This window comes from Paraburkholderia sp., assembly GCF_034668105.1.
GTDB lineage: Bacteria > Pseudomonadota > Gammaproteobacteria > Burkholderiales > Burkholderiaceae > Paraburkholderia.
The window spans coordinates 1-10,939 of sequence record NZ_JAXDPY010000270.1 but is presented as its reverse complement, the minus strand read 5'-3'; the positions used below and the strand labels follow the sequence as shown (position 1 = coordinate 10,939).

At 62.4% G+C, this 10,939-nt stretch carries 11 protein-coding genes, 1 tRNA gene and 1 pseudogene; 5 read left to right on the top strand and 8 right to left on the bottom strand.

Annotated elements, in window-relative coordinates; translation table 11 throughout:
* A partial coding sequence (locus QOC89_RS12635) for an undecaprenyl-diphosphate phosphatase (RefSeq protein ID WP_323045318.1) occupies window positions 1–338 on the top strand: 338 nt, incomplete at its 5' end.
* 97 nt (window positions 339–435) lie between these two features.
* Here QOC89_RS12635 and trmB read toward each other — a convergent pair.
* From trmB to QOC89_RS12610, 5 genes are all read right to left on the bottom strand, one after another.
* On the bottom strand, window positions 436–1,242 hold the full coding sequence (gene trmB / locus QOC89_RS12630) for a tRNA (guanosine(46)-N7)-methyltransferase TrmB (protein WP_323045317.1): 807 nt from the start codon (window positions 1,240–1,242) through the stop codon (window positions 436–438).
* 612 nt (window positions 1,243–1,854) lie between these two features.
* Window positions 1,855–1,928: transfer RNA gene (locus QOC89_RS12625), tRNA-Gly, on the bottom strand.
* An 85-nt stretch (window positions 1,929–2,013) separates the two neighbouring features.
* On the bottom strand, window positions 2,014–2,577 hold the full coding sequence (locus QOC89_RS12620) for a YggT family protein (protein WP_323045316.1): 564 nt from the start codon (window positions 2,575–2,577) through the stop codon (window positions 2,014–2,016).
* A 224-nt stretch (window positions 2,578–2,801) separates the two neighbouring features.
* The gene (locus QOC89_RS12615) at window positions 2,802–3,122 is read right to left on the bottom strand and encodes an EthD family reductase (protein WP_323045315.1); all 321 of its coding nucleotides are present in this window, start codon (window positions 3,120–3,122) and stop codon (window positions 2,802–2,804) included.
* A gap of 77 nt (window positions 3,123–3,199) precedes the next feature.
* Window positions 3,200–4,138: a Rossmann-like and DUF2520 domain-containing protein gene (locus tag QOC89_RS12610; RefSeq protein WP_323045314.1), complete on the bottom strand. Its 939-nt coding sequence runs from the start codon at window positions 4,136–4,138 to the stop codon at window positions 3,200–3,202.
* Between the two features lie 240 nt (window positions 4,139–4,378).
* On the opposite strand from QOC89_RS12610, the gene QOC89_RS12605 reads away from it, so the two are divergent.
* From QOC89_RS12605 to QOC89_RS12595, 3 genes are all read left to right on the top strand, one after another.
* Window positions 4,379–4,540, top strand: coding sequence for a hypothetical protein (locus QOC89_RS12605; protein ID WP_167470520.1), 162 nt, complete (start codon window positions 4,379–4,381; stop codon window positions 4,538–4,540).
* A gap of 361 nt (window positions 4,541–4,901) precedes the next feature.
* Window positions 4,902–5,195 (top strand): hypothetical protein, encoded by a 294-nt coding sequence (locus tag QOC89_RS12600; RefSeq protein ID WP_323045313.1) that lies wholly within the window; start codon window positions 4,902–4,904, stop codon window positions 5,193–5,195.
* 142 nt (window positions 5,196–5,337) lie between these two features.
* Window positions 5,338–6,303: a threo-3-hydroxy-L-aspartate ammonia-lyase gene (locus tag QOC89_RS12595; protein ID WP_323045312.1), complete on the top strand. Its 966-nt coding sequence runs from the start codon at window positions 5,338–5,340 to the stop codon at window positions 6,301–6,303.
* Between the two features lie 82 nt (window positions 6,304–6,385).
* Here the strand turns inward: QOC89_RS12595 and QOC89_RS12590 are convergent, their stop codons facing one another.
* Entirely contained in the window at window positions 6,386–7,063 is a 678-nt protein-coding gene (locus QOC89_RS12590; protein ID WP_323045311.1) for a LysE family translocator, read from the bottom strand.
* Window positions 7,064–7,186: 123 nt separating this feature from the next.
* Window positions 7,187–8,755 (bottom strand): UbiD family decarboxylase, encoded by a 1,569-nt coding sequence (locus QOC89_RS12585; RefSeq protein ID WP_323045310.1) that lies wholly within the window; start codon window positions 8,753–8,755, stop codon window positions 7,187–7,189.
* Between the two features lie 608 nt (window positions 8,756–9,363).
* On the opposite strand from QOC89_RS12585, the gene QOC89_RS12580 reads away from it, so the two are divergent.
* Window positions 9,364–10,563, top strand: coding sequence for a lytic transglycosylase domain-containing protein (locus QOC89_RS12580; protein ID WP_323045309.1), 1,200 nt, complete (start codon window positions 9,364–9,366; stop codon window positions 10,561–10,563).
* Window positions 10,564–10,767: 204 nt separating this feature from the next.
* Here QOC89_RS12580 and QOC89_RS12575 read toward each other — a convergent pair.
* Window positions 10,768–10,939, bottom strand: a pseudogene (locus tag QOC89_RS12575) (aminotransferase); the annotation flags it as partial.

Genomic DNA, 10,939 nt, shown 5'->3' with positions numbered 1-10,939 from the left:
CCGGCATGTCGCGCTCGGGGTCGACGATCATCGGCGGGATGCTGTTTGGCCTCGAGCGGCGTGTCGCCACGGAGTTTTCTTTCTTCCTCGCGATTCCGATCATCTTCGGCGCGACGGCTTACGAACTCTATAAAGACTGGCATCTGCTGTCCGCCGACGCGCTCGGCAGCTTCGCGCTCGGCTTCGTGGCGGCCTTCATCAGCGCGTTCGCGTGCGTGCGCTGGCTGTTGCGCTACATCGCCGCGCACGATTTCACAGTGTTCGCGTGGTACCGGATCGGCTTCGGATTGTTGATTCTGCTGGTGGGCTATAGCGGTGCATTGAGCTGGGCGGAGTGAGTTTCCGCCTGGCCTTTAGCCATGCAAAAAGGTCCGCGTTTGCGGACCTTTTTGTTTGCTTTGCTTGCTGCTGGTGAGTCGAGAATCCGAAGCGGCTTTACGCTGCGCCGCGTTTTCTAAACACCAGATCCCATACGCCATGTCCGAGTCGCAACCCGCGGCGCTCGAACTTCGTCACCGGACGATAGTCGGGACGCGGCGCGTAGCCATCGGCCGTATTTTCCAGCGCGGGGTCGGCGCCCAGCACCTCGAGCATCTGCTCGGCGTAGTTTTGCCAGTCGGTTGCGCAATGCAAATAAGCGCCCGGCTTCAGACGTGAGACCAGCAACGCGACGAACTTCGGCTGAATGAGCCGGCGCTTGTGATGGCGTGCCTTGTGCCACGGGTCCGGAAAGAAGATATGCACGCCGTCGAGGCTGTCTGGTGCGATCATCTGTTCAAGTACCTCGACCGCATCGTGTTGAATGATGCGGATGTTCGACACCCCTTGTTCGCCCATCAGCTTCAGCAGCGCACCCACGCCTGGCTCGTGCACTTCCACGCCGAGGAAATCGTCGTCGGGACGGTGCGAGGCGATCTCCGCGGTAGACGCGCCCATCCCGAAGCCAATTTCCAGCACGCGCGGCGCTGCACGGCCAAACACGCTGGTCCAGTCGGGTTGCTGCGGCGCGAAGGGCACGACGAAACGCGGGCCGAGTTCGTCCATCGCGCGGCGCTGGCCCGTCGATACGCGGCCCGCACGCGTGACGAAGCTGCGGATGCGGCGTCGATGCAAGCCTTCTTCTTGGGGGGTGTCGTTGTCGCCGGCGGTGTTTGTGCTGGTGTCGGCCGGTTGGCCTTCGGGCTCGGTGGAAGTCGGCGGGAGGTCGTCCGGCAAGCCGGCGTCGTTGGGATCGTGGATCATGGTCGATGCTGCTACAAGGGTCGGTGCGTGGCGGCTGGCATGGCGTATTGCGAGGCGCCTTTTGCGCTCGCGCGGCATGAGTCGCGGCTCGCAGGGGCGGTTACTCGAAAACGCCAGGCTGGCCGCTGCCACTACAAAAAAGCCGCCTTCAAGGAGGCGGCTCGTGCTGAATTCTGCTGAAGGCTCAGCAGGAAGATGGAGCGGACGTTGCAAGTGCGCGTAAGGTAGCACACCGGAAAAGGGTCCGTCCAGACGGCGGCCGGGCGAAAGAGCGGCGCCACTCAGCGCCCGCTCGCGGAATGTTTCAATTGCTGCGGTTTCAATATGAATTGAATCCGAATGGCGAGAACTCGTTCGGGAATGCGGTCGAAGAATGCCAGGGTGGCATTCGCTATCTTCTCGGGCGGTATCACACGGCAGCGTCTGCGCGTCTGGCTTGGGAAGCAAAGCGCTGGTGTTGAATTCAGCGACCGCGCCTGACGTGTTTATGCGCGCGTTTGCGCGACTTCTTGGAAAAGACAGGCTGGGAACGTAAAGCTGGCGGGAATTACTGCGGAATCAGATCTTTTCGCGAAGCCGCCTGGACAATCGCCAGGCAGGCTGAAAAGAATCTGGAGCGGGCGATGGGAATCGAACCCACGGCTCTAGCTTGGGAAGCTAGGGTATTACCATTATACGACGCCCGCAGAGCGCATGATTCTACTCGGGAAGGGGCGGGTAGCGCAAATCGCGCTGCCGCCCGCATGCCCCATGCGGCGCACAAAGCGCCATTCAGATCACGAAGTACGTCAACTGAACGGCCGCCCGCGTGACCACCATCAGCAGCACCTGCACGATCACGAACAGCAGAATCGGCGAGAGGTCAATGCCGCCGAGTTGCGGCACGATACGGCGCAGCGGATTCAAAAACGGCGCGGTCAGCTGGTATAGGATCGGCATGGCCGCCGAGCGCGGATTGAGCCATGACAGCAGCGCCATCAGGATCGTCATCCAGATGATCAGATTCAGCGCCCACTTGATGAGCGTCAGCACAGCCACGATCAGCAAGGTCGGTGCGAGCGTGAGTGGATCGGCGCCGGTGAGCACCACCATCAGCACCACGTAAACGATTGCCGCCAGCAGCGCTGCGACGAGGCTGGCCCAGTCGATATTGCGCGTGCTGTGCAGGATGTGCCGCAAGGGCAGCACGATCCAGTTGGTGGCTTGCAGCACCGCGTTCGAAACGGGGTTGTACGGCGGCAGGCGCACGACTTGCAGCCATGCGCGCAGCAGCAACGCGGCGCCGAACAGCGTAAAGACGGTATTGAGCAGAAAACGGGCGATATCGCCAAACATCTCGTGTCCTTATCCTTCGAATGACGGCCGTCGATCAGCCGCAAGGTGCCGGCGCTGACCGATCGGGGCGCCGGCAGGTTCATTTGGATTGCCCGCGCCGTTCCCGCAGGAGGGCGCGTGACGCGTCATAAATGGGGACGCGGTGAATCAATTTCCAGATGTTCGAGTCAGGCTGGCCGGCGAACCGCATGCCGCCAAACCGCACCCACACCCGGCCACGGATATCACACAGAAACCTTGACTTCGCTGATCAGAATCGCGCCGTTGCCACCGTCCGTGTAGTTCGGGATATCGGCGAGCAACTGCTCCGAGGCCGGCTTGAAGACTTTGTAGAAGTCGTCCGTGCTATCGAACAGGAAGTGACCCGCGGCGACGTACGGCGGCGGCGTTCCCGGCGGCCCGGCGTTGATGCCGACGTCGACCGACCAGCCTTTCAGCGACGGCCCGAACAGTTTCGCTGCGAGCGGCATGTGCGTGGCGCAGTAATACTCCACGTCGAAGTGGCCGTTTTCCCGATATGGATAGAGGATGCTGACCTTGATCATTGTGCGTTCTCGTCTGTTGGTCCCGAAGCGCGGCTCTGGCGGATTGCGCGCGGCGCCGGACGTCACATTATCACGCCTTACTTGACGCTTGCACCTGCCGCCGCCTGATTCAGTGAGCGGCCCAGTGATTCTTCCACCGCCTCGGCAATCGCCTCGATGGCCGCGGGCGGTTTGGCGCGGCGTTCGGCCAGTTCAACCGCGCGCCGCGTCAGCAAGCCGTACAACGCGGCATGATCGCCGCCAAGGCTTTCCAGCAACGCTAACTGCTTCTCCACCACGCCCGTATCGCCGCGCGACACGGGGCCGGCGAGCGCATTGGGCAGGCCCTTGTCGCGGGCGGTTTCGATGGTGCCGGACAGCATCGGCAGCAGCGCCCGCAGCGCGTCGTCTTCGGCGAAACCCAGCGTGCGCCACAGGGCAACGCACTCAGCGAGGCTGCACAGCGCGAAACTCGCGGCGTAATGCGCGGCGGCGTGGTACAGCATGCGGCCGCCCGCTGGGATCGACAGCGGATGGCAGCGCAGGGCGACGGCCAGCGCCGTCAAGGCGTTCTTGAGCGTGCCGTCGGCCTCGATGGTCACCGAGCAGCCGGCGATGCGCTCGAGGTCGGCGAGATCGCCGCTGAAGAGGTACAGTGGGTGAAAACCGCCGATCGCTGCGCCTTGGGTGCGCGCCGGCGCCAGCAGTTCGATTGACGAGGCGCCGCTGCAATGCACGAGCGCTTTGCCGTGTGGGCCGCTCGCGGCATCGGCCTTGAAGCGTAGTGTGTGTGCTGTCGTACCGATGCTGTCGTCGGGAACGGCTAAAAAGACGATATCGGCGGCGTCGACGACCTGTTGGGGATCGTCGAATGCCGCGCAGTGCTCGATTTGACTGACGAGCCGGCTGGCCGAGGCTGCCGTGCGGCTCGCCACCGCCGTGACGGGATAACCGGCGCGAGAAAAGCTCAGCGCGAGACAGCGCGCGAGCCGCCCCGCACCGATAAAGCCGAGGCGCGGCAGAGAAGGCTGGGACATGGTTGCGTGCTCCAGACGGGTCATTTGAACGGGAAAGCAGAAGTATCGCGCATCCGTCCCGCTGTGGCGCGTCCGGCGCTGGCATTCCTCTGATCAGTGCGCGTGCCATATGACGCGTCGCGTCAGTCATCGGGTCGCGCGTGCCCCGCGGGTCCGAAAACTGCTCACAATTTCTTCATGAGCCGGTTGGGGGTTGCTGTTCTGGGTTTTTCGTCTCGCAGTCAGATTCCGGAGGTAACGATGAATATTTTTTCTTACCGAAAACACTTGCGGTTCTTGACACATTCGCAGCGCCGTCGCTGGTGGGATCAGAAGAAGCGCTTGACGCCACGCGTGCGCATCAGCGGCGCGTATGTCCCGCCCAACGTCTCCAGAGAATTCGCCTATGTGAAGGTAGGCTGAAAATACCGTTTGCTCACGAGTAATAGATGCCCGACGCGATTGGCCGGGCATTTTTCATTTGAGCCGTCAGGATTGAAGCTAATTTGTAATCAAAGATTACCGGCAAGTGGGCGCCTGAAGCCGCCGGCGCCGCAAGGCAGTGCATTCGCGTCCGCTCGAGCACTGTCAAACCCTTGGTTGTCAGCCCATTACACCGTTTGCATGGAAGGCGCGGCGCGGAGGCAAATTCCGACCTCTTGCGGTCGATTGCAATTTGCAACAAATGCGAACATTCATGCGCAGTCTTTTTCGATACATTGGTTTCGTAGCATGCAAGGCATGCGAAGTTGGCGACCTTGACCGGCCGCGCCAGGAGAACAAAGTGAAAAAGATCGTTCCGTTTGTCGTTGCCGCCGCCCTCGGCGTGGGGTTCGCTACTGCTGCTGAAGCGCACGTTTCCGTGGGTATTGGTATTGGTATTCCGGTCGCGCCGGCCTATCCGGTTTATGCCGCGCCGCCGCCGGTCTATTACGCACCGCCCCCGCCGGTCGTCTATTACGCGCCGCCGCCGGCGGTCGTGGTGGGTGGGTACTACGGTGGCTATGGCCGTCCTTATTATCACCACGGCTATTACCGCGACCGCGGTTATTACGGCCACGGCTACTATCGCCGCTGATCGGAACAGCGCGTGGGAGAAACGGCGCAATGCCGGCGTAATCGCCGGGTTGCGCCGTTTGTGTTTTGACTGCGGCATACCAAAGCATCGGCGAAGCTGGGAGAATGGCTGCTTCCGCCACCGCTCCTGGAGAGTTTTGTCGATGCAAGCGCTTCCCGCTCCCACTTTCGACGACGTACTCGACGCCGCTGCGCGTCTTGAAGGCGTCGCCCACCGCACCCCGGTTCTAACGTCCAGCACGTTCAATGAGCGCACGGGCGCGTCGGTGTTTTTCAAGTGCGAAAACTTTCAGCGCATGGGCGCCTTCAAGTTTCGCGGCGCCTACAACGCGATTTCGCATTTCGACGCGGAGCAGCGCAAAGCAGGCGTGCTGACGTACTCGTCGGGTAATCATGCGCAAGCGATTGCGCTGTCGGCGCGCCTGGCCGGGATTCAGGCGACGATCATCATGCCGCACGACGCGCCCGCCGCGAAAGTCGCCGCGACCAAGGGCTATGGCGGCGAAGTGATCAGCTACGACCGCTACACCGAGAATCGCGAAGAGATTGGCCGGCGGCTCGCCGAAGAGCGCGGCATGACGCTGATTCCGCCGTACGACCATCCGCACGTGATCGCCGGGCAGGGCACGGCCGTGAAGGAATTGATCGAAGAAACCGGCCCGCTCGACATGCTGTTCGTTTGCCTCGGCGGCGGCGGGCTGATTGGCGGCAGCGCATTGTCGGCGGCGGCATTGAGCCCGGCGTGCACGGTGATCGGTGTCGAGCCCGAGGCCGGCAACGACGGCCAGCAATCGCTCGCACGCGGCGAGATCGTGCATATCGACGCACCGCGCACGATTGCCGACGGCGCTGCCTCCACGCATCTCGGCGACTACACGTTCGCGATCATTCAGAAACTGGTCGCGCGGATCGAAACCGTCAGCGACGAACAGTTAATCGAGACTCTGCGTTTCTTCGCTCAGCGCATGAAGATCGTGGTCGAGCCGACGGGTTGCCTGGCCGCGGCTGCCGTGCTCAACGGCATCGCGCCGGTGAAGGGCAAACGCGTGGGTGTGGTGGTGAGCGGCGGCAACGTGGACCTGGCGAAGCTTGCACAATATCTCGCCTGATAGCAGGCATTCAGCTTTCCACCGCGCGCTGCACACGGTGGAATAGACGGAAGACGGCTTGCCAGAAGCGAGCCGTTTTTTATTAGCTTGCCACCTGTGCGGTCTGCACGATCAGATCGCGATATCCGTTCACGATCACGCTGTACGAGAAGTATGCGAACAGCAGCGCCGACAACACATGGCAGGCGCGCAGCAAACCGGTGCCGGCGCGCTTGCGACCGTGGCTGCCGAGTCCGCAGATAAAGATCGTCCAGCACAGGCCGCCCAGGAAGAAGCCGCCGAGGAACACCGGCGCGGTCGTCACGCTGGTGGCGCCGGCTTTCGCGATCAACGCGCCGCCGACCGCGGCGAACCAGAGAATCGCCGAAGGCGACGACATCGCCAGCAACACGCCGCGCAAGAATCCGCGCCACGGGGAAAGATGCGGCGCGCTGGCATCCGCTTCGCCGGCAACGTCAGGCGCGGACGCCGGAAACAGCGCTTCACGCGCCATCTTCCATGTGAGAAACAGCAGGATCGCCGCGCCACCGATCCACACCACCCAGCGCACCGATTCGAACTGCAGCAGCGCAGCCATTCCCGCAAGCGCGAGCGCCGCGTAAACCAGATCGCCGAAACAGGAACCGAGGCCCAACCAGAAGCCCGGTTTGAAGCCGTGCGACAGCGTCAGCGAAATCATTGCGACGTTGACGAGACCGATATCGAGGCATAGCGACAACGACAGAAAAAATCCATCCGACATCATTGAAAAGGCATGCATCCGCGCCACTGCTCCATCAGTTTTGTTATTCAGACTTGTTCGAGCGCGAGCGATCCGGCGGGTGGCTGGATCGCTTCGATGCCAACAGAATCATGAAATCAATGGCGTGATTCGAGGCTTTTTTTACAGCCCCAATTCATTCCATAAGGTGTCGATGCGCTGTTTGACCGCCGCATCCATCTCGATCGGGCGGCCCCATTCGCGATCGGTTTCGCCGGGCCATTTGTTGGTCGCGTCCAGTCCCATCTTCGAGCCGAGGCCGGCTACCGGCGAGGCGAAATCCAGATAGTCGATCGGCGTGCGATCGACCAGCACGGTGTCGCGCGCCGGGTCGATACGCGTGGTAATGGCCCAGATCACTTCTTTCCAGTCGCGGATATTCACGTCCTCGTCGACCACGACGATGAACTTCGTATACATGAATTGCCGCAGGAAGCTCCACACGCCGAACATCACGCGCTTCGCGTGGCCAGGGTAGCTCTTCTTCATTTGCACGATCGCCATCCGGTAACTGCATCCTTCGGGCGGCAGATAGAAATCGGTGATCTCGGAGAACTGCTTCTGCAACAGCGGCACGAACACTTCGTTGAGCGCGACGCCAAGCACGGCGGGTTCGTCCGGCGGTTTGCCGGTGTAGGTGGAGTGATAGATCGCGTCGCGCCGCATCGTGATGCGCTCGACCGTGAAGACCGGAAACCACTCCTGCTCGTTGTAGTAGCCGGTATGGTCGCCATAGGGCCCTTCCAGCGCGTGTTCGTAAGCGGCCGAAGCGCCCTTGACCGGACGCGGCGGCGCACCCGCGGGAGCGGGCGGCGGCGTGCCTTCCTGCGGATAGATGAAGCCTTCCAGCACGATCTCCGCGCGCGCCGGCACCTGCAAGCCGTCGACGCCCGGCGTAATGCACTTTGCCAGCTCGGTGCGGCCGCCGCGCAGCAGCCCGGCGAATTGATATTCGGAGAGGGTGTCGGGCACCGGCGTGACCGCGCCGAGGATGGTTGCCGGATCGGCGCCCAACACCACGGCCACCGGATACGGCTTGCCCGGATTCTGCAGCGCGAACTCGCGGAAATCGAGTGCGCCGCCGCGATGAGCGAGCCATCGCATGATCAGTTTGTTACGCCCGATCAGTTGCTGGCGATATATGCCTAAATTTTGTCGGCTCTTATTCGGGCCTTTTGTGACGGTCAGTCCCCATGTGATCAACGGGCCTGCGTCGCCCGGCCAGCAGGTCTGAATCGGCAGCTTGCCGAGGTCGACATCCTGGCCTTCCCAGACGATTTCCTGGCAGGGCGGTGCGCTCACTGTGCGAGGCGCCATGTCCCAAACCGCCTTCGCAAGCGTGAACAGTTTTCCGGCGTCCTTGAGCCCCTTGGGCGGCTCGGGTTCCTTCAAGGCGGAGAGCAGGCGGCCGACGTCTCGCAACGACTCCAACGCGGCGCCGTCGCCTGCGCCCGCTTGCGCGTCGATACCCATGCCGAGCGCGACGCGGCGCGGCGTGCCGAACAGATTGCCGAGGACCGGAAACGCGCGCTGCTGCTGGCTCTCGAACAATAACGCCGGACCACCGGCGCGCAGCACGCGGTCGCACACTTCGGTCATTTCCAGGATCGGCGAGACGTTTTGCGAGATACGGCGCAACTCACCGATCGTTTCGAGACGGCCGACGAAATCGCGCAGGTCTTTGTATTTCATCTGGTGCGGTAAATAGCCGCGCAAGCGGCGAAAAGGGCGGGCGCAACAGAGCTTTGCAGCGCCAAAATGATTGTCGATTTTACCTGTGTTGGCTCGCCCACGTAGATCGGCCAAATGGCTTACCGCTCAAGGAGGAATTGAGACAGCTCAAGAAGCGCGCGCCGCGCGGTTTCGAACGGACTGAACAGTGTTCATTATTACATTTAGTTATACATTTGCTCATCTATAGTGTTGACGATCTATAAAACCCTGCATAGAATCCGTCCACATTGGTTGCAGGGCGTGAACCTTTTTACCACTGCCCCCGGTCCCATCAGACGCAACGCGTCACCGTTTGCCGATCCCCTGCACGGTATATGACGGTCTTATAGAAGTTCTCGCCAGCGCCAACTGACGCTGGTTTTTCGCGTGGGAGCTACCGCCTGCATGCTTTTTTGGCATGCCGCGGGCCTCTTTTCAAGATGGCGCCCCACAAACGGTATTTGCCGTTTTCCCGACGTCGCAGCTGCCCTAACCAGACAGAGCGCGCGATGTCTTGACTCTGCGAACGTGTGTTGCCGCCTGTTCACCTGGCGGAGTTCGCGGATCATGCAACATGGGAGATCTGAATGAACGCCTGGTTATCGTGGCGTCCCGATGAGCGTATCGCGCAAGTTGTGCGTGGTGCGTTGCGTCGCGGGACGCGAATGAGTCATCACCTGTTCAGCATTGTCGGCGGAATCGCTGTCGTGCTGGCACTTACGCTGTGGCTGATGCCGGCCTGGCGCGGCCCTCTTGCCGCCAAGCTGATGCCGGTCATCTCCGCCGCTGTGCAAGCCGGTCCTGCCCGCCTGCTGCAGGGAAATCCCTTGCCGGCCTTCGGACCGCCCCGCGCGTCCACTGACGACACGCTGTCCGCGAATTCGACCAGCAACGACGTCGCTAACGGCGCGAACAACGGTGTCAGCAGCAACAGCGGGGTCACTACCAGCAACACCAGCTATGACGGTGCGTTCGACGGCACCGGCCCGTCCGGTATGGGCGTGGCGGCGCTGAACGGGCTCGACCCGCGCACCATGCAGAGCGTCGCCGCGCTGGCCCGGCTGATTCCGGCGCAACGCGTCACCGCCGACGCACGCGACGATCGCGTGCTGGTCTCGACCCGCGAGCAGGATCTGGTCGCGTCGTACCTGGCGCGCCGCTATCGCGTCGCTCAGGAGCCCGTCAGCGAGCTCGTGAAGGCCGCGTTCGACACCGGCCGCGAGGTCGGTCTCGACCCGCTTCTGCTGCTGTCGGTGATGGCGATCGAATCGGGCTTCAACCCGTACGCCGAGAGCGGTGTGGGCGCACAAGGTCTGATGCAGGTGATGTCCAAGGTTCACTCGGACAAATTCCAGTATTTTGGCGGCGAGAGCGCTGCGCTTGAACCGGTTGCGAACATCAAGGTGGGCGCGCTGGTGCTGAAGGATTGCATCGCACGCGGCGGTTCACTGCCGGGCGGTCTGCGTCTGTACGTCGGCTCGACCTCGCAGGACGACGGCGGCTACGGCGCCAAGGTGATGGCCGAACGTGGCCGTTTGCGCGATGTGGCGCGTGGTCGCAAGGTGCCGATCAACGCACCGCAAGCGCCGGTTCTGACCGCGTCGAATACGGCCACGGCCACGGCTGCTGCGGCGTCGGCGACTAGCGGCAAACGGGTGCAGGTGACGCTCGAAAGCAGTCATCCGCTGAGTACGGCATCGCCGGTGAAGGCGCCGGCGTCCGAACAGGACGACGCCAGTTCCAACGCGACCAAGCATGTGGCATCGGCTTCGGAGTTGGGCGCTTGAGCCTGGTATAACGCTGTTCGTCAGGCACGAAGGCAACGGGTATGAAAAAGGACACCAGGTCGGTGTCCTTTTTCTTTTGGGGCGCGGGCTGGGTCGCTGGCGCCGCGCACGGCCTTGAGGTGCTCGTCGGCGTAATGTTGCAACCTACTTCGGCGCGCGCTCCTGAGAGCCTCAAGCCTGCGCCGCGCTCATGCCTTAATTCGGTCAATGCCGCCCAAAGAGCTTCGCCAGCCGCTCGACCGCTTCCTCCAGCTTCGGCAGGGCGGTTGCATACGACAGCCGGATGTAGTCCTTCGGCGCGTGCGTGCCGAAGTCCATACCCGGCACCAGGACCACGCCCGCATCGTGCAGCATCGCTTTGGTTAGCGCCGCACTG